The organism is Gynuella sp., assembly GCF_050297175.1.
Taxonomy (GTDB): Bacteria; Pseudomonadota; Gammaproteobacteria; order Pseudomonadales; family Natronospirillaceae; genus Gynuella.
Window position 1 is genome coordinate 32705 of the sequence record NZ_JBNKSF010000012.1, and the last position, 18067, is coordinate 50771.

Genomic DNA, 18067 nt, shown 5'->3' on the forward strand with positions numbered 1-18067 from the left:
CATTAACGGGTTCTGAATTGATCCACCAGTGCAGTCAGCTGAGCAGCCTGTTCCGTAAGTTCATTGGCAGCGCTGGCACATTTTTCTGAAATATCACTGTTATAACGAGTGACTTCATCGATCTGTTGAATACCCTGGCCAATCTGATCCATACCACTGGCCTGTTCACTGGATGCAGTGGCGATATCCGATACCAAACCCGATACCTCAGCGGCGCTGTTGACGATGATCTCCAGAGCGGCAGCGGTATCATCGGTGATCACGACACCATTACGACTACGTTCCGCGGACTGGCTGATCAATGCAGTCGTCTGCTGCGCGGCTTCTGCACTACGTCCGGCCAACTGCCGAACTTCGTCTGCCACAACAGCAAAACCGCGGCCATGTTCACTTGCCCGGGCGGCTTCGATGGCAGCATTAAGCGCCAGCAGATTGGTTTGTTCTGCAATGGTTTCGATAACGCCGATGATATTAGTAACGTCCTGCCCCGATTGTTCAATTTCCTGCATAGCCCGCTTCAGATCACTCATTCGCTGGTTTCCCTTCGTGGCGGATTGGTGGGACTGACCAGACAAAGCACTGGCTTTTTCGGCATTGTCTGCACTACTTTTGATTTGCGTAGTAATCTGGTTAACCGTGTCACTGATTTCAGTGACAGCTGAGGCAGACTGGGTGGCACCGCTGGATAGCTCATGGCTCATTTCCGCCACGTTGCCGGCCCGTTTATTGATAGTCAATGCACCATCCTTGATCTGACTGATCAATTGATTGAGATTGGCTACCATTCGTTCCAGTGCCGTACCCAATTGATCATGCTCAGAGGCTTTTTTGACCGCCAACGCGAGATCCCCCTGAGAAATTTTCTCCGCGACCAACACCTGCGATTGCAGACTATCCGCCATATTATCCAAAGCACCCGCCAACTGACCGACTTCATCTTCGCTCTGATGTTCCATCCGTTGTGAAAAGTCACCAGTTTCTATCGTTCGTGCCAGCTGTGCAGCTCGCTTCAACGGCCTGGCAATGGAACGGGCCGACAACGCCAAAACACCTAATGCCAGAGCCGCAATCACGATTCCGACAACCACTTGAAAAAGAATATTACGTTCACTGCTGTTTTCTATTTCCTGAGCCAGAGCGCTGACCCCACTTAATACTACTTCTTGCGGTATCTGAATAAAGATTGACCAGTTCGTTTCAGCTTCCCCCACCCATATTGGAGCCACCGCACGTACCATACTATTTTCTGGCTCCAGGTAGGCATCATCGGTTCCCTGACTCATCAAAACTTCCACCACATCCCAGCCTTCTCCGAGCATATCCTTTAACGGCTGGCCAACTTGATCAGGCTGACTACTGTGAGCCACCAATAGCCCAAGCTCGCCGACAATGGCCACTTCCCCCTGACCATCATAGAGATCGCGGTCAATCTGCTCGCTCAGTTTCTGCAAAAAAGACAGGTCATAATCGACGCCGGTCACACCATAAAACTGGTCATTGGCGATAATAGGCACCGTCAGCTTCACCAGCCACTTGGTTTTATCCTTGACGATAAACGGAATCGGTCCAGAGATGCTTTCTTTACCCTGCTCTTTGGGAGTCATGTACCAGTCGTTCCTGGACACTCCGTTAGGATACTTGGAGGAACTCTCGATTTCAGGTAGTGGCACTACTTGGATGGAGCCGTCGGCGCGAGCCCAGTAGGGAGCAAAACGCCCGGTATCAAAATTATTACCTCGATCACCATTCATGAACCAGGCATCCTGACCGTCCAGTGCATCTGGCTCCCAATAGGTGAAAGTTGCATGGAGATCTGGTGAGGTGTTCAGCGTTTCCAACAGGATACCGTTAATCTGATCACGCCCAAGAATCAGAGAATCTCCAACATTAACATTACTTTTTGATACCGAAAAAACATTCGCCAGCGTCCGTGCGGCACCAATTCCACGATTCAGCTTTTCAGAGGTCTGATTGACATATCGATGAGCCAGGTTCAGCAACCCTGCAAGCGCTTCATTTTCCACCTGGGTACTGGCCTGATCTGACACCAGCTTCTGGGTTGTCAGGGAAGAATATATACTGAATGAGACTAATACCCCGGCCGTTACCAGTAGGCAGGCTCCGCCAATTACTGCGATCTTGCTCTGGATAGACTTCAATTTCATACCACATATCTCTTGTTATTCTATCAGCACAAGCTATGGTTTCGCTGATCCGTTTTAAGGTTTTCGTTGCGAAATATGTCAATTCTCAATATGTGAGAGTAGTTCAGTTAACAGGATTCGCTAGTAAAAAGATGACCGCAGAAGTTATCCATGAAAGTTCATTACAACGGACCATTCCTGTCATCAGTCTCCCTTGAACATAAAGGTTTCTGCCTTCCATCATCAGCAGATACAGCAATCTGTATGATCTTCCAGCTCAAATATTTTTCGACCTCTATCGATAAAATACCCATGCGGGCTAAAACAACACCATAATGATGCACATATCCTTCTATCTGAATAGCGAATCAATCGAAAGCAGGATGGTGAAATTTATGAAAATATTTCAGCCATGGACTTATCCGTATATTTTCCGTTTTGAGCACCTTTTCACACTCTCTGACAACTCCGTTCCACTAATATTTTGTTCTAGATCACATTTGTCTTTTCACCAATGTATACCAGTTCATAAAAACCAAACTGATTTGCAAATTTATAAAAACTTAACGCAATTTGCTGATAACGTTTACAAAAAAAGACATCGACTCAACATCCACATAGAACAGGTACAATAAATGAATAAAATCATACCACTCACCGCCGCGATACTTTTCGTAACTGCGTGTAATGATTCAGGTTCTGAAACTGCTTCCGGTAACGGCCAGGATTCCATTTGGGGTTATAGCAGTACTGGCCGGAACATGGTGGAAATCCAAACATCCAACGGTCAGACAATCAAAGCAGTTGACATCGATGGTATCGCACATGTTGGTGACATGATGCTGGGTCGCACAGAAGACCTGTTACAACATGGTCTGCTGGTAGCAGAAGATCAGGACCAGCCGACCGCCCCGGCAAAACCTTCTTCTCGCGCGGTGACCATTTATCCGTCTTCCGGCTTCAAATGGCCGGACGGAATTGTGCCATTTGTTCTGAATAGCAACCTCTCCAGCTCAGCCAGAACGGATGCTTTGAATGCGGTCAACTACTGGAACACCCACACCAATCTCAAATTTGTAGAACGCACCAATGAAGCCGATTATCTGCTGATCACCAACGGAGATGGCTGCAGTTCCTATGTTGGTAAAATCGGTGGTCCTCAGGCCGTCACCTTGGCGTATAACTGCGGCACGGCTGCTGCCATTCATGAATTTGGTCATGCGGTGGGATTTGAGCATGAACAGACTCGCGGTGATCGGGACAATTATGTCAGTATTCACTGGGATAATATTCAGCCAGGCATGGAATATAATTTTAAAAAGATAAGCACCAGTAACCGGCACGATGTCGGCGACTACGATTATTATTCAATCATGCATTATAGTGCCTGGGCATTCTCGAAAAATAACCAGCCAACCATTGTGCCTAAACAGGATGACGTGGACCTCTATACCATGGGAATGGTATCAGAAATGTCCAATGGCGATTTTGCAGCCGTCGCAGAAATTTATGGCGACCCGGGTAATGATAATGGTGACTCCGGAGACAATGGTGATTCTGGAGACGATGGCCAAAATCAGGGTGAACAATATTCCGGTCGGCTATCCGGTTCAGGAGACTCTAACATCCAGCCAAACGGTAACTGGTTCCAGTATGGGGGCGGCATACTGTCTGCTACTTTGAGTGGTCCCAACAATGCCGACTTTGATTTATCTCTGCAACAATGGAATGGCAACAGCTGGGTTACAGTCGCAACGTCAGAAAGCTACAGCTCCAACGAAGCCATCAATGTTCAGGCACCAGCCGGGTATTATCAGTTTGTGGTAATGTCATACAATGGTAGCGGTAGCTATACTTTTACTCTTAAAAGATAAGCAACTCACCAGGCGCGCTTTATATGCCTGGTTAAAGTGTGATGCAGGGACGCATCATTATTGGCCACTGTTTATGCCGGCCCAGAGAAATCAAAATACCCCGCACAATATCGTCAGAATACTCAAAGGACCAATCAAAGAGATCAGAACGCTCTCTTTAATTGCCATATTAACAGCCGAGTGAAAGTACTAGTCCTCTCTGGCCATTGGGAAAGGAAGATCAGATTATTCGCAGATACACCATACTCTGGTTTATCAACTGGTAGGCAATCTCACCAAATACTATCGGCCCACGCATTTGGCCAGTGCTCACTCCTTCAAGTTCACCATAATAATAATTCAGTATGCAGTTACAGCAGAAGGCGATCTGTCCTGAAGTGCTGGGAATATGCTCAGCGAAAGCCTGGGAATAGGAACCTATATTCCGTGCTAATCGATATTCCTGACCACGGAATACAGGCGCATAAAACTTCACATGGTCGTCTGCAATTATCTGAAATCCGACATTGAGAACGGCGCCATCCCGATACTTCGTAACCAGGGGGAGCTCAGTATCTATCCTGTTATCACGCAGGTAACTGACCAGATCCGTTAACTGGCCGTTAACTTCGACCTGACGGGCAGTGAAACCGGATTCAGGAAAACACAATACATCACCATCTCCGGGTTCAAACAAATTCACCGTTTCAATTGTCACTATTCGCTCTTCATTCACTTCCACATGCAGGGCAACAGCTTTATCGTCATACAACTCACCGCTAGGGCCATACACCACTTTTGCAGTCCGCGTCAGCAGATCATGCACATCAACACCGGCTACCCAGCCGATCAGCGGTTGCAAGTAGATATTCTCAAACCCAGGGGCATCTTCAGCGAATCGTTTGTGAACCAGAGAATGCGCAGGAATAATCAGCAGGGTAAAGCCATTTTCGGGTGCATCATTGCATATCTGGTCGATATTTTTGCTATCGTAAATGCATAGCCTGGGGTCACGGCAATCTTCGGGAAGATGATTAACGAACACTTTTTTCGGCTCACATTCACCACCATTTTCAGCCATGAAATACGCAGTTGTTCCACCAATCCAAGAGCCTCGTGGTAATTGACGCAACATGTCCTCATCACCAGCAATACTAAGCACTTCACCAGCCAGGATCATTTCAGCCGCCTGTTCCACGGTGACCAAATGTCCCAGAGAGACTTCCGGATGATCATTATCCATCGCAACGGGAGTCTGATTCATGCCCCACCCCTTCTTTTTTTATTTTTTAAGGAATGCCTGTATATGGCCAGACAGGCACCATACAACGTTAACTATAGGCAGAAATCAACGAAGCTGTTTTTTTTGAGGGATAAATTTAAATGATCAAGTAAATCTTGATATTGTAAGCTTGATAACCTATTGAAATCAGGCAGATCAGAAGATCTGCCTGGCGAGAACACCTGTTGCACTAACACATGTCAGGCGGACAAAAATGGATAATCGATATACCCCTTTTCACCCGCACCATAAAATGTTTCCGGCTGAGGCTGATTGAATTCACCATTTTGCTGCAAACGTTTTACCAGATCCGGGTTGGCAATAAACAGTTGACCAAACGAAACGGCATCCGCTTTATTATCCATTAACAACTGCTCCGCAGTCTCACGATCTAACTGCTGATTGGCCACAAATACGCCAGAAAAATTCTCCCGAATAATCGGCGATATCGGTTTTTCCACCTGTTGGGCTTCTCGTGCAAAAATAAAAGCAATAGAACGCTGGTTCAGTTGCCGGGCCACGTGAGAAAATAAAGCTTCCGGGTCTGAGTCACCCATGTCATGGGAGTCACCCTGAGGGGCCAGATGTACACCCACTTTACCGGCTCCCCAGACATCGATCACTTCGTCCACAATTTCCAACAACAGACGACTGCGGTTCTCGATGCTGCCACCATATTCATCAGAACGATGATTGGTGCTGTCCTGTAAAAACTGGTCAATCAAATAACCGTTGGCCGCGTGAATTTCCACGCCATCAAAACCGGCTGCTTTGGCATTTTCAGCCGCTTTGCGATAGATCACCGACAGATTCTTCACCTCTTCTGTCGCCAGCGCACGGGGAGTAACATATTCTTTGATGGGTCGTACCAGACTGACATGACCGGCTGGCTTAATGGCCGACGGAGCCACAGGCAACTCACCGAACAGAAAGATAGGATCGGATATCCGACCAACATGCCAGAGCTGCATGAAGATACGACCATCTGCATCGTGCACGGCATCGGTCACCTTCTTCCATCCTTCAACCTGCTCTTCAGACCAGATCCCCGGTGTATCAGCATATCCAACGCCCAAAGGCGTCACAGAAGTGGCTTCTGACAGAATCAGGCCGGCAGAGGCGCGTTGACGATAATATTGCACCATCAGCTCATTCGGTACTCGCCCGGGATTGTTTGCCCGGCTGCGAGTCAAAGGTGCCATGATGATGCGATTTTTCAGTTGATAATCCCCCAACTGCAGAGGATCGTGAAACATTGGCATAACGGTATCCTTGGAAAGTTTAAGAACGCAATAAGGTCCCGATCTTGAACACTCGGGACGCCGCGGTATATGGATTCTGTGCTCCACAGAAACAATACCTGTAAGCTATGTTTATACAAAGTTTTCAAATGGCTCCGACAATGCCTATGATGCTAACCAAAACCAATGGAGTCAGGCAGAAATTCAGCACAGGGTTCAAAAAATCCGCCCGTTCACCTATGAAATTCCGCCTGACGCGATAAAATGCAATGCTCTTTTCAGATCTACACAAGGCCAGGATGCTACTCGATACTACGATTGCAGTTGAAACTCCGGAGGGAGTTGATTTTACCGTTACACCGGCAGGAGTGGTGTCGAGATCACTGGCCTACACCGCCGACTTCCTTATTCGCGTGCTGGTCATTGCTCTGACCATGCTGATACTCGCGTTTCTGGGCGAAGCAGGGACCGGTATTGCCCTGGTGATTTATTTCCTGCTGGAATGGTTTTATCCGGTATTTTTTGAACTGACCAAGGGTGCCACGCCTGGAAAAAAATGGTTCAAGCTGTACGTCATACATGACGATGGCAGCCCAATAACCTTCTCTTCATCATTGTTGCGCAATCTGCTACGGGCGGCGGATATTCTGCCGATGTTCTATCTGCTCGGTATGATCAGCATGGTCTGTAATGGCCAGTTCAAACGATTAGGAGACCTGGCCGCCGGAACCCTGGTGGTCAGAATGACAACCGTCAAAAATACTGCGGTCGAAACCACTTCTGGGGTTAAAGCGCCCTCTTTTGCCCTCACGACAGCGGAACAGCAGGCAGTGGTGCAGTTTGCCCAGCGGGCGCAGGTACTGTCTTCGGCCCGCCGTCAGGAGCTGGCCAATATTCTCACCCCGGTTTTAAACGAACAGGACCAGCAGGCAGTCGAAACACTCGATCAGATGGCCAATTATCTGCTGGGCCGGAAACCTGGTGAATCAAATGATCCATCCACCTCCAGGGACGTTACGGAGTCATCGTGAAGCAGGAAGTATTTGAACAACATAACCAACCCTTCTGGCAAAGTTTCAGCACCCAGCTGGAAAACCTCGAGCAGGGTCACCGGGATTCCTTCAGGCAATTTGCCAGTCATTACCGACGCCTTTGTCAGCATCTGGCGATTGCCCGTCATCGTGGTTACTCGCAGCATCTGATTGTCTATCTGAATGATCTGATGCTTCGCGGTCACCAGATGCTGCATAAACGTCCAAGCTATTTCTGGCTGAGTCTGAGCCATTTTCTGGCAGTTCAGTTTCCACAATCGATCCGCACACAATGGCGCTACGTGATGGTCGCCACCCTATTAATGTACTTGCCGGCCATTCTGCTGATCGGCGCTATTCAAGTGGAACCGGATCTGGTTTACCTGGTCATCGATTCCCATCAATTGAGTGAATATGAATCCATGTATGACCCCAGCTCAGAATCCCTGGGTAAGAAACGGGAGTCCTCAACGGATCTGCAAATGTTCGGCTTTTATATCCAAAACAATATCGGTATCGCCTTCCGGACCTTTGCTACGGGGATTGTCTTTGCTCTCGGCAGTATTTTTTTTCTGCTGTTCAATGGCGTGTTTTTTGGTGTTGTCGGCGGTCATTTGACCGAAATCGGCTATAACGAAACATTCTGGACGTTTGTCATCGCCCATAGTGCTTTTGAAGTAACGGCGATCACTTTCGCCGGCGCCGCCGGCATGAAACTCGGTTTCACACTTTTGTCACCTGGAGCCAGAACCCGTGCCGAGGCACTGAAACAGGCGGCACGGGAATGCATACCAATACTTTATGGTATGACCATCATGTTACTGATCGCTGCATTTATTGAAGCGTTCTGGTCTTCGGATCACACTCTTCCGGCAACGGTCAAATACTCCGTTGGTGCAGCAATGTGGCTGTTGGTGATCGCTTACTTCACACTTGCCGGGAGAAGTAAACATGAGTCCCGCTGATATTGTCTTCACCCTGCGGGCGCGTGATCGCTACGAAGCCATCGACCTGGGCTTTCATCTGGTCCGACGCTGGTGGTGGCAACTATATCTGCTGTGGCTGATCTGGATTGTTCCGATAACCTGTATCAGCGCATGGCTGTTGCCAGAACCATATTATGCCGGCCTGCTGATCTGGTGGCTCAAGCCCATGTTTGAGCGCAGTCAGTTGTATTTTCTCAGTCGGGCGGTATTCGGACAGGTGCCTGGTATTCGCGAAACACTGAGACACACCCCCAAAATGATGCGGATACAGTGGTTTGCCTCGCTGACATGGCGGCGCTTGAGCACCAGCCGTAGTTTCGATCTGCCAATCATCCAATTGGAAGGCCAGAAGGGAGCGGCCCGTAAGAAGCGTCTACAGGTACTGCATCAGGGGCTAACAGGTACAGCTGCCTCGTGGCTGACGATAGTGGGTATTCACATCGAAAGTTTTACCAGCTTCGCGCTGGTTGCCCTGATCATGATGGTGCTGCCACAAAACATAGAATTTGACTGGAAATATCTGATGGATGCAGCGTTTCTACAACTCGTCGCCTCAATGATTGCCATAATACTGATCGGCCCACTTTATGTGGCCGGTGGGTTTGCACTGTATCTGAACCGCCGCATCATCCTCGAAGGCTGGGATCTAGAGCTCATGTTCCAGCAGATGACGCAGCGTATGCAACCAAAACCAGAACGCCATAACACCTCAGGAATCCTTGGGTTGATGGCAGTGCTAGCACTTACTCTCATGTTTAGCGCCGCACCAAAGCCAGCTCAGGCAGCAGAATTGACTCCTGAGAATGCCCGCGAGGACATTCAGACCATTCTGCAAGGCCCGGATTTTCATACCCTGAAAACCAGTCGCATTCCAAAATTTCTGCATGATCACCAAAGCAAAGAAAAAGACCTGGATGACCCTACACCTCCGGATTTTGACTTTGACGGCTTCTCCGGCCTGGAGAGCCTTGCACTGATATTTAAACTCCTGCTTTGGGGACTGCTGATCAGCTGTATTTTGTATGTACTCTATCGCTATCGCGATGCCCTGATGACTATTTCACTGCCTGCCCGCAAAGATAAGTCCATCGGGGCCGCTCCCACTCATTTGTTTGAACTCGACATTCGTGAACAGTCACTCCCCGATGAACTGGTCACTGAAGCTGTTTCTTTATGGCAGGGCCAGGCCTATCGAGAAGCCCTGGCCCTGCTGTATCGCGGCAGCCTGTCACGTCTGGTCAACCATCATGATCTGCGTCTGAGCCGGGGTGCCACCGAAGAGGATTGTGTGGCCCTGGTAACAACCCGCGAAGGCCATGAGCTGAGTACTTACTTCGCTCTTCTGACCCGGGCCTGGCAGACTCAAGCCTACGCGCACCAGCAACCAGAAAGCACGCTGTTCAATGAGTTATGTGCGCAATGGAACGCTCATTTTGGCCAACGTCAGGGAGAAACTCATGAGCCATAACCGCTTTCCGCTCTGGGTCATACTGGCGATTGTCTTATTAATACTCGGGACTGTGTTCTATCAGAGCCTGGAGTGGATCGAAACGGAACACGATCTCGGCTTCAGCAACAAAGCCCGACAACAGCCATTTCTAGCAGCAGAACAGTTTTTGCAGACCCAGGATATTGGCTTTGCCTCCGTGAACCATTTTCGTACCTTTGATGAACCGGATCTTGCCAGCACGATTCCTGTCGATGACACCATTATGTTGATGGACGCCTACGGGTCATTATCGGACCGGCGCGCTGAAGCGCTGCTGACATGGGTCGCTGGCGGTGGTCATCTGATGGTCAGCACAGATAACCCCTATCTGAAGGATATCGACCACGTCAGAGATCCTGTGTTTGATTTGTTTTCAGTAGAACGGATTCGCGGCTACGATGATTTCGATTATGACCAACTCGAAACCCTCGATACGCTGGACGACCTGACCGGCATGAACCTGATTAACCACTGCGATGTCCTGTATGCACAGGACACCTTCTCATTCGCAGACGATGATCATCAGGTCGAAGCCGATTTCATCACTAATGACAGCCTGGATGGTGACAGTGATGTCTTCGGCCTGATTGGCGAACCAGGGCAGTATCACATGCTGCAGTATCAGTATGGTGATGGCATGATCAGTTATCTGGTCAGTTTTAAATTCTGGCAAAACAAAACCATTGGCTGCCTTGATCATGCCTATATTCTGGCCCAGCTGGCGCCGACCTCAGGCAACACCCTGCACGTGTATTACAACCACGATTATCCGAATCTGTTTGTGATTTTATGGCGCCATTTTTACGCTGTTGTGATTGCAGCTGTGATTCTGCTGATGCTCTGGCTATGGTCACGCATGATGCGTTTTGGTCCGGTTCGCAGGGAAGATAATCACGGCCAGCGGCAAATCCTCGAACATATTCGTGCCAGCGCCGGATTTCTATGGCGGATGGACAAAGGCGAATCTCTCATACAGCAGACGCGGGCCGAGGTGCGGGGGTTACTCAGACAACGTATTCAGCATATTGACCGGCTTAGCGAAGCCGAACAAATCCGCCAGCTGTCTCAACAACTGCGGATAACCAAAGACGCCGTCGCAGTGGCGTTATTCCAGCCGGCCCCAAAAGACCATGCCGGCTTTACCCATACCATCAGAGCGCTACAACATATAAAGGATAAATTATGAGCGACGCCCCTATTAATCACGCTATTGATCAAGAAGTCCAAGCTATCAGCGAACAACTGTCAGGCCTGAAAGCGGAACTGGAAAAAGCGATTGTCGGCCAGTCCGATGTCATCGAACACACCCTGATTGCTCTTATTGCCGGCGGTCATGTACTGATTGAAGGTGTGCCTGGCTTGGGAAAAACCATGTTGGTACGGGCTTTGGCCAAGGCGTTTCAGGGTAAATTCGGACGGGTTCAGTTCACGCCTGACCTTATGCCCAGTGATGTGACCGGTCACTCCATGTACCACATGGAAACCCAGACTTTCAAAGTCCGCAAAGGTCCGGTCTTCACCAACCTGCTGCTGGCAGACGAAATCAACCGGGCACCCGCCAAAACCCAAGCGGCGCTGCTGGAGGTCATGCAGGAATATCAAGTCACTATCGACGGAACGCCTTTCGAAGTACCAACCCCGTTTATGGTGCTGGCCACTCAGAATCCTATCGAACAGGAAGGTACTTACCCGCTACCCGAGGCCGAACTCGACCGTTTTCTGATGAAGCTGAAAATCGATTTCCCAGAACTTGAGCATGAGCAGGATATTGTCCGTCAGGTCACCGACCCTCAGGGAGCCACAGTCGATTACCTGGCTCGAATTAACACCATGACTACGCTTGAACAAGTGAGTCACTGGCAACAAATTGCCTGGCAGATTCTCGCCGATGACGAAGTCATCTCCTATGCCGTCAGAATTACCCGCTCCACCCGCGAATGGCCGGGAATCGCCCGGGGAGCGGGTCCACGTGGCAGTATCAACCTGATTCGTGCCGCCAAGGTTCGGGCCATGATGGCCGGACGCTCCTTTATTACTCCCGATGATGTTAAAAAGCTGGCACCCGCAGTCCTGCGGCACCGTCTGTTGCTATCGGCGGAGATGGAAATTGAAGGCATGGACGTTGATACAGTGCTGGACAGACTACTTGAAGAGACCGGGGCTCCACGTCAATGACACGACGCACGCTGCACCCCAGCAAACGTATGTTCCATGCCGGTTTGCTGATCATCACCGGACTGTTGCTGATACAGGGTTATACGTTGTGGCAACTGCCGGGCAGCTGGATACTGGCCGCCGGACAACCCATCAATGACACGTTGTTTTATGCCCTGTTGGTACTGCTCACCCTGGTCATTGTGATTCCGGCAATGGATCTGATGATGTCATGGCAACTGCCGCAGGCCCAGCTTGAACGACAAATTAACCACAACCTGTCTCTGGACAAATGGATTACCGTCACCCTGACGGTGGAACATAATTTTCCCCGGCCTGTAGCATTGCAACTGTTCGATCACGTGCCGGACAGTTGTGATTTTGAGGGACTGCCGTTAACTGTACCGGTACAACCAGGTCATCGAAGCGTCGTCAGCTACCAGCTACAGCCCCGTCGCCGTGGTCCTCTGACCTTAAATCGCATCGATATAAAAGTAGCTTCGCTCTGGGGTTTCTGGCAGTTGCAGCAATCTCATCCGGTTGAAACATCCGTCAAGGTATTCCCCGATTTCGCCTCTGTGGTCGATTATCAGTTGCTGGCCGTTGACCATCAGAGCAGTCAGCTTGGTATCCATCGCAAACAACGCCGTGGTGAGGGCATGGACTTTCATCAGTTACGGGAATACCGGCGAGGCGATTCTCTGCGCCAAATTGACTGGAAAGCCACCTCCCATCGCCAAAAACTGATTTCCCGCGAATATCAGGATGAACGTGATCAGCAGATCATTCTACTGCTGGACGCTGGTCGCAGGATGCTGACCAGAGAAGGTAAGAGCTCTCACTTTGACCACTGTCTGAATTGTTTGATGATGCTTTCGTATATCGCCTTACGCCAGGGTGATTCGGTCAGCATGATGAGCTTTGGGGCTGCCACCCGACATATGTCAGCCATCAAAGGTGCCAGTAATATCAACCGGCTGATCAACCAGTTCTATGATTTCTATCCGGACAAATCCGCCCCCGATTATCTGGAAGCTGCCCGTGAACTGATGCAACGCCATCGCAAACGCTCACTGGTGGTACTCACCACCAACCTGCGCGATGAGGATAGTGACGACATTCTGAATGCGGTAAAACTGTTAAAAAAATGTCATCTGGTGCTGGTCGCCAATCTGCGTGAGGAAAATCTTGATCAAACACTGTCGCAGCCGGTTCACAGTTTTGATCAGGCGATTATTTATGCCGGCATTAATGATTACCTGCACGAGCGTCGCCAATTGCAGAAACGTCTGCAGGCACAAGGAGTATTTTTTGCTGACTGTACACCCAGTCAATTGACCGCTCAGGTCATTAACCGTTACCTGGCTATCAAACGGGCGGGTTACCTGTAGGGCCTTTCGACGACGGTATGCACACTACCCTTGTCTGGCCCGCATAATAAAAAGGCCGCTCACGCGACCTTGGTAAATCTAATGATCCGGTACATCGGATTGCAGATCATGCTGCTTCCAATGTGCTCTGCTCATAACCGAAAATATTACGATACAACATTGAGAAACAGATAACGCTCATTGGCAAGGTCCAAATCAGACCAATACCCACCGGAATTGCCGCGATCAAATTAATAAAGCCCAAAACGAAGAGCAAACCAAATACACTGAACCAGCGTTTAGTGATGGCCTTACGCGAGGTTTCCATTGCCTTCCATACAGGCATTTTCTTTTCGACCACGAGTGGCATCGCCAGATAATATGCAAGCCCCAGATAGATGCCGGGAATGATCAACAGAATGAACCCCAGTAAAATCATCAGATACATGAGAATTAAACATAAAAAGATGTGCAAGCTTCTGCCAAAGCAACTGAACAACTGACTCACAGAAGCTTCAGCTCCAATAGCAAAGCGCAGGCCGATCATAAACATACCCATTCCGAAAACCAGGTTGACGAAGGCAAAGACTAACTGCAATACCAGGATAAGTCCGATGGATCCAGTTGATCTCATAACAACCTGCATCAGGATGTTAAATCCAATCACGATGACCATATATATGATGACAGCTAGATTAATCGTAAGCTTGGCACCCTTGGTTCTTTGCCAGGCTTCGCTGATCAGCCCTCCTATCGTAAACTCGTAGTTACCGCTGATACCGTCTTCCACTGACCCCCATTTTGGGCGATTGCCACGATCCGGCGTCAGATCCGATTGCGGGGTCGAATATACATCATTCATTATATATGTCCTTCTGTCTGTCCATATTAACTCCTGAGTTCCCATAGCGGGAAACCGGCAGGCACTTGTACTATCAGTCAGTATAGCGTAGACAAACGAGGCGAAATTCAGATAGTGAATTAGTTGCAGATCACGTTTTGCAACCCAAATCATTTCTCCGAAAGGTTTAATCGACAGATCTCATCACGGTTATACAATGCATCGGTTTTATTCGGGAAAAGTTGTATCGCCACCGGCGTGATCAGCAAGGCTTTGCCATCCACCAGCCCCACATAACCGGCCTGTAACTCTGCGACAAAATGGTCTTGGTGTTGCGCCAGAAGATGTTCAGCGGGCAACTTCACGTAAGCCAGCAAACCATTACCCAGCTCATCTGCGATGAACCGTTCATGTCGATACAAACATAAGGTGCTGGTGGTTAACATCAGAACCTGTTCATTACGAAAATAAAGCAGTTCAACGGTTTGTCCGCGAACCGACGCTAACTGGCTGCTAACGATAATGTCTGAAGAGTCGGTGAATATCATGAGACACACAATGGTTTAGGAAATAACCACGGCACAATACCGACATCCAACCATAGGAGCAAACTACCGGCAATGTTATGATCCGCCTCTTTCAAAAACAGCAAAGAGGAAGATGGCGTTGGCGGGAAGCAGTTTATTGGCACTCATTGATGATATTGCCACGTTACTTGATGATATTGCCGTAATGTCCAAAGTCGCCGCCAAGAAGACAGCGGCCGTACTGGGCGACGACCTGGCATTGAATGCCGAACAGGTGACGGGTGTCAAAGCTGACCGGGAATTACCAGTGGTTTGGGCGGTCACCAAAGGATCATTATTGAACAAAGTGATTCTGGTACCCGCGGCACTACTCATTTCTGCAGTGGCTCCCTGGTTGATTACACCATTATTAATGCTGGGTGGTGCATACCTTTGTTTTGAAGGATTTGAAAAGGTCTGGCATTTATTTCACACACCTGACGCGGAGCATAAACAGCAACGACAACAGGTATTGCAGCAACCAGACATAGATTTGGTCGCCTATGAGAAGAACAAAGTCAAAGGAGCCATTCGGACAGACTTTATTCTCTCCGCCGAAATTGTCGTTATTGCTCTCGGCACGGTTCAGGGTGCACCTTTCATAACTCAGGTCGGAGTGGTCGCGGGCATTGCGTTTGTCATGACTCTCGGTGTTTATGCCCTGGTCGCCGCCATTGTCAAAATCGATGATGCGGGCCTGTTTCTGATCAGTGGTGGTGCCACTGGGTTACGTGCATGGTTCGGTCGTTTTCTCTTGAAACTGGCGCCATATCTGATGAAAACCCTCTCCATTGCCGGCACCGTTGCTATGTTTCTGGTCGGGGGCGGCATTCTCTCCCATGGCCTGCCTGGCTTGGCTGAAGTACTCCACTCTGTCTCGGCCTCTACCCATTCGTTACCAGCGATTGGCATGATCGTTGGTGGATTGTTACCAAGCCTGATCAACTGTGCTATCGGTCTGGCGGCCGGCGGTCTGGTGTATTTGCTTGTAGAACAGCTGATTGGCCGTTGGTTCGGGAAGTCGCACTAATGGCCAGACTGGTATTTCGTCTTAATAATGTACCGGATGATGAAGCCGAAGAAGTGCGTGATTTGTTGCGTCAGCATGAAATTGAGTTTTACGAAACCAGCGCCGGTCGCTGGAACATTTCACTGGCCGCTATCTGGCTGAGTAACAATGATCAGTTTGACCACGCCCGTGAACTCATCAACCACTGGCAGCAGGAACGCTATGAACGTCTTCATGAAGAACGTCAGGCTGTTCACAAACGAGGGTTTCTGGGTAATTTGTGGTTGGGGTTTCGCCGCCAGCCGGTAGTATTCGTCATGTACCTGCTGGCGGTGATTATCATGATGGCTCTGAGTGTCGTCCCTTTCTGGTTGTTTTCAGGAATCCAGCTTTAACGACACCCGGCTTTCACTGTTTTAATGGAACGGCTGGTGTTTGCAGCATACGCAGTAACGGTTGCCGGTCAAGAACCCAACGGCGCAAGCTCCAACCGACCAGCAGTCCGGCGACAAAGCCGCCAATATGCGCCCAGTAGGCGACACTGCCGTCGCCCCTAAGCAACCCGAAGATATTGAGGCCCAGCCAGATTGCGAAGAACCAGAACACACTGAGCCGTGCCTGATACAACACAAACAGGTAACTGAGTTTGGCATGACGAAACCAGATCATGTACATGCCAAACAATCCGGCGATCGCCGCACTCGCCCCTACCAGAGACATCTGTGTACCACTGACAACAGCAATGATGACTTCCAGCCCGATTCCGGCCAGACCGGTGAGCAGATAAAGCCCCAAATAACGCCACGGACCGAGCACATCTTCGATGTTGTCACCGATAATCCAGAGAAAATACATATTTCCAAACAGATGCAACAGACCGCCATGTAAAAACTGGCAGGTCACTACAGACCATATCAGTTGGTTGCTATTCTCCAGCGGCACAAAAACGGCAAAGTTTTCATATAACCAATCAGCCAGTTCCGGAGCCAGCAGAGACGGCAAAAACAGAACAATATTCAGCACCAGCAGCGACAGGGTCATCCAGGGAAATGATTTCGTTTTGACGTTGTATTCAACCGGCACCTGCAACAGCAATTGAAACAACCATGACTTCCAGGTCACTTTCTGATGGATACGTTGCAAAGCGGAGTGCAATTCAATCGAATGCCGAACCTGCTCAGCTTCATGATGATCAATCCAGACACCATCACAACGGGGGCAGCAATCAATTTCCACCGGGTAGTTTTTCAGCAATTTAAATGTATGCAGCGGTATTTCACAGCGATGACAATGACGCTGACTGGTACCGACAGGACTACCGAGATACTGGCGCAGATCATGTTGGTCCACGTCAGGGTCCTGATCCGAAATCACCTGGTTTAACTCATGCTCATCAAACCAACTGCCGGCACAACTTGAGCAGCGTTCGATTTCCTGATCGAAAATATACTCCGTTACCAGGGTAGGCGTTCCACAGGCCGGGCACATCATATTACTCATTAATATTTCCCCAAATTCTTGAATGCTTTCAGCCGTTGCTGATACTCAGCCAGCTGATGCTCTATTCTGCTCAACAGTTTTTCCTGAGCCTCTATCGTCAAGTGCTCCAACGCACTACCATTACGTAGCGTTTCATAGCCGCTACTGTGTTTCAAAGACTCAGTAATATCCGCCAATTGCAGATAATAGCGGTTGGCGTCGCGCAGGATATCGACCGGCAGATCCAATGTGTCTGATGAATTGGACATAGTGTCCCAAACAAACAGGTTCAGCTCCGGCAATGCAGTAACACCGTTGTGAGACACCACCTTACCGTTATCATCCTTATTTAAAAAACGATTAACATATTGGCGCATCAAATCATTGTTACTGGCAAGCTCTTGATGCAGTGCATTGAGAGTGTAGTACTTCTTTTCCAGGCTGGTGATGCTGTGAAATTCCACCGCACTTTTAAGCCCTTCTGAAGTCGCCAGATAGACACCGATGATGGTCGACACCACTACAGCCATTTGGCTTATCCAGAAAAATACGTTGTCCCGTTTGGAAAAATCCAGAATCGTTCCCGCAAACAATCGAAAAATTACGCCTACCATTGTTATCA

General features: G+C 49.2%; 16 protein-coding genes. 9 read left to right on the plus strand and 7 right to left on the minus strand.

Annotated elements, in window-relative coordinates:
- Positions 1–2 precede the first annotated feature (2 nt).
- Positions 3–2165, minus strand: a complete 2163-nt coding sequence (locus ACQY6I_RS04450; RefSeq protein WP_428240268.1) for a methyl-accepting chemotaxis protein — start codon at positions 2163–2165, stop codon at positions 3–5.
- A 614-nt stretch (positions 2166–2779) separates the two neighbouring features.
- Between ACQY6I_RS04450 and ACQY6I_RS04455 the strand changes: the two genes are divergently transcribed.
- Positions 2780–4018 carry a M12 family metallopeptidase gene (locus tag ACQY6I_RS04455; RefSeq protein WP_428240269.1) on the plus strand — a complete coding sequence of 413 codons (1239 nt, stop codon included), beginning with the start codon at positions 2780–2782 and terminating at the stop codon, positions 4016–4018.
- 220 nt (positions 4019–4238) lie between these two features.
- Here the strand turns inward: ACQY6I_RS04455 and ACQY6I_RS04460 are convergent, their stop codons facing one another.
- On the minus strand, positions 4239–5261 hold the full coding sequence (locus ACQY6I_RS04460) for a DUF6976 family protein (RefSeq protein ID WP_428240270.1): 1023 nt from the start codon (positions 5259–5261) through the stop codon (positions 4239–4241).
- 218 nt (positions 5262–5479) lie between these two features.
- Positions 5480–6541, minus strand: coding sequence for an alkene reductase (locus ACQY6I_RS04465; RefSeq protein WP_428240271.1), 1062 nt, complete (start codon positions 6539–6541; stop codon positions 5480–5482).
- Between the two features lie 248 nt (positions 6542–6789).
- On the opposite strand from ACQY6I_RS04465, the gene ACQY6I_RS04470 reads away from it, so the two are divergent.
- From ACQY6I_RS04470 to ACQY6I_RS04495, 6 genes are read left to right on the plus strand one after another with little or no spacing between them, the layout of a single operon-like run.
- Positions 6790–7551, plus strand: coding sequence for an RDD family protein (locus ACQY6I_RS04470; protein WP_428240272.1), 762 nt, complete (start codon positions 6790–6792; stop codon positions 7549–7551).
- Positions 7548–8516 (plus strand): stage II sporulation protein M, encoded by a 969-nt coding sequence (locus ACQY6I_RS04475; protein WP_428240273.1) that lies wholly within the window; start codon positions 7548–7550, stop codon positions 8514–8516. The genes ACQY6I_RS04470 and ACQY6I_RS04475 overlap by 4 nt, the downstream gene beginning before the upstream one ends.
- Positions 8503–10005, plus strand: a complete 1503-nt coding sequence (locus ACQY6I_RS04480) for a hypothetical protein (protein WP_428240274.1) — start codon at positions 8503–8505, stop codon at positions 10003–10005. Before ACQY6I_RS04475 ends, ACQY6I_RS04480 begins: the two co-directional genes overlap by 14 nt.
- Positions 9995–11212: a DUF4350 domain-containing protein gene (locus tag ACQY6I_RS04485; protein WP_428240275.1), complete on the plus strand. Its 1218-nt coding sequence runs from the start codon at positions 9995–9997 to the stop codon at positions 11210–11212. Before ACQY6I_RS04480 ends, ACQY6I_RS04485 begins: the two co-directional genes overlap by 11 nt.
- Positions 11209–12201, plus strand: coding sequence for an AAA family ATPase (locus ACQY6I_RS04490; RefSeq protein ID WP_428240276.1), 993 nt, complete (start codon positions 11209–11211; stop codon positions 12199–12201). The genes ACQY6I_RS04485 and ACQY6I_RS04490 overlap by 4 nt, the downstream gene beginning before the upstream one ends.
- Positions 12198–13571, plus strand: a complete 1374-nt coding sequence (locus tag ACQY6I_RS04495) for a DUF58 domain-containing protein (RefSeq protein ID WP_428240277.1) — start codon at positions 12198–12200, stop codon at positions 13569–13571. The genes ACQY6I_RS04490 and ACQY6I_RS04495 overlap by 4 nt, the downstream gene beginning before the upstream one ends.
- Before the next feature lie 106 nt (positions 13572–13677).
- Here ACQY6I_RS04495 and ACQY6I_RS04500 read toward each other — a convergent pair whose 3' ends face one another.
- Together ACQY6I_RS04500 and ACQY6I_RS04505 are read right to left on the minus strand one after the other, a co-directional pair.
- On the minus strand, positions 13678–14340 hold the full coding sequence (locus tag ACQY6I_RS04500) for a hypothetical protein (RefSeq protein ID WP_428240278.1): 663 nt from the start codon (positions 14338–14340) through the stop codon (positions 13678–13680).
- A gap of 221 nt (positions 14341–14561) precedes the next feature.
- On the minus strand, positions 14562–14939 hold the full coding sequence (locus ACQY6I_RS04505; protein WP_428240279.1) for a hypothetical protein: 378 nt from the start codon (positions 14937–14939) through the stop codon (positions 14562–14564).
- A gap of 118 nt (positions 14940–15057) precedes the next feature.
- Between ACQY6I_RS04505 and ACQY6I_RS04510 the strand changes: the two genes are divergently transcribed.
- Positions 15058–15987 carry a DUF808 domain-containing protein gene (locus ACQY6I_RS04510; protein ID WP_428240280.1) on the plus strand — a complete coding sequence of 310 codons (930 nt, stop codon included), beginning with the start codon at positions 15058–15060 and terminating at the stop codon, positions 15985–15987.
- Positions 15987–16361, plus strand: a complete 375-nt coding sequence (locus ACQY6I_RS04515; protein WP_428240281.1) for a DUF6164 family protein — start codon at positions 15987–15989, stop codon at positions 16359–16361. The genes ACQY6I_RS04510 and ACQY6I_RS04515 overlap by 1 nt, the downstream gene beginning before the upstream one ends.
- Before the next feature lie 13 nt (positions 16362–16374).
- On the opposite strand, the gene ACQY6I_RS04520 is transcribed toward ACQY6I_RS04515, so the two are convergent.
- A complete protein-coding gene (locus tag ACQY6I_RS04520) occupies positions 16375–17466 on the minus strand; it encodes a rhomboid family intramembrane serine protease (RefSeq protein ID WP_428240282.1) in 1092 nt (363 codons plus the stop codon).
- Positions 17466–18059 (minus strand): hypothetical protein, encoded by a 594-nt coding sequence (locus tag ACQY6I_RS04525; RefSeq protein WP_428240283.1) that lies wholly within the window; start codon positions 18057–18059, stop codon positions 17466–17468. The genes ACQY6I_RS04520 and ACQY6I_RS04525 overlap by 1 nt, the downstream gene beginning before the upstream one ends.
- Between the last annotated feature and the right edge of the window lie 8 nt (positions 18060–18067).

Bases quoted from the DNA above. Each gene is read 5' to 3' on its own strand.
- ACQY6I_RS04450 (WP_428240268.1), bottom strand. From the start codon at position 2,165: ATGAAATTGAAGTCTATCCAGAGCAAGATCGCAGTAATTGGCGGAGCC.
- ACQY6I_RS04465 (WP_428240271.1), bottom strand. From the start codon at position 6,541: ATGCCAATGTTTCACGATCCTCTGCAGTTGGGGGATTATCAACTGAAA.
- ACQY6I_RS04490 (WP_428240276.1), top strand. From the start codon at position 11,209: ATGAGCGACGCCCCTATTAATCACGCTATTGATCAAGAAGTCCAAGCT.
- ACQY6I_RS04470 (WP_428240272.1), top strand. From the start codon at position 6,790: ATGCTCTTTTCAGATCTACACAAGGCCAGGATGCTACTCGATACTACG.
- ACQY6I_RS04495 (WP_428240277.1), top strand. From the start codon at position 12,198: ATGACACGACGCACGCTGCACCCCAGCAAACGTATGTTCCATGCCGGT.
- ACQY6I_RS04515 (WP_428240281.1), top strand. From the start codon at position 15,987: ATGGCCAGACTGGTATTTCGTCTTAATAATGTACCGGATGATGAAGCC.
- ACQY6I_RS04480 (WP_428240274.1), top strand. From the start codon at position 8,503: ATGAGTCCCGCTGATATTGTCTTCACCCTGCGGGCGCGTGATCGCTAC.
- ACQY6I_RS04485 (WP_428240275.1), top strand. From the start codon at position 9,995: ATGAGCCATAACCGCTTTCCGCTCTGGGTCATACTGGCGATTGTCTTA.
- ACQY6I_RS04455 (WP_428240269.1), top strand. From the start codon at position 2,780: ATGAATAAAATCATACCACTCACCGCCGCGATACTTTTCGTAACTGCG.
- ACQY6I_RS04525 (WP_428240283.1), bottom strand. From the start codon at position 18,059: ATGGTAGGCGTAATTTTTCGATTGTTTGCGGGAACGATTCTGGATTTT.
- ACQY6I_RS04460 (WP_428240270.1), bottom strand. From the start codon at position 5,261: ATGAATCAGACTCCCGTTGCGATGGATAATGATCATCCGGAAGTCTCT.
- ACQY6I_RS04520 (WP_428240282.1), bottom strand. From the start codon at position 17,466: ATGAGTAATATGATGTGCCCGGCCTGTGGAACGCCTACCCTGGTAACG.
- ACQY6I_RS04505 (WP_428240279.1), bottom strand. From the start codon at position 14,939: ATGATATTCACCGACTCTTCAGACATTATCGTTAGCAGCCAGTTAGCG.